The 289-nt window shown below is 51.2% G+C and carries 1 protein-coding gene; it reads left to right on the top strand.

All coding sequences use genetic code 11. The annotated features are described in order from the left end of the window. A partial coding sequence (locus tag NE473_RS32055; protein ID WP_256265722.1) for an ABC transporter permease subunit occupies nt 1-289 on the top strand: 289 nt, incomplete at both ends.

Raw genomic sequence — 289 nt, 5'->3', positions numbered from 1 at the left:
TCTGCTCATGGGGATGATGATTCCCATTCATGCGACGCTGCTTTCCAATTATAAGATATTCAATCAGCTGGGTCTGACCGATACCATCTGGGCGCTGCTGATCCCGTACGTGGCATTTTCACTTCCCCAGGGCCTGTTTTTGATGTCCAGCTTTATGGAATCCATTCCGGTTGAGCTGGAGGAGGCGGCGGTCATGGACGGATGCGGGATCTACCAGATCGTTTTCCAGATTATCACGCCCATGATGAAATCGTCCATCGCCACGGTGTCGATCATGACGTTTCTGAAC

This window comes from Hungatella sp. SL.1.14 (genome assembly GCF_024460495.1).
In the GTDB taxonomy this organism is placed as follows: domain Bacteria; phylum Bacillota; class Clostridia; order Lachnospirales; family Lachnospiraceae; genus Hungatella; species Hungatella hathewayi.
The sequence above is the reverse complement of the archived record's forward strand: the minus strand, read 5'-3'. Positions and strand labels throughout refer to the sequence as shown.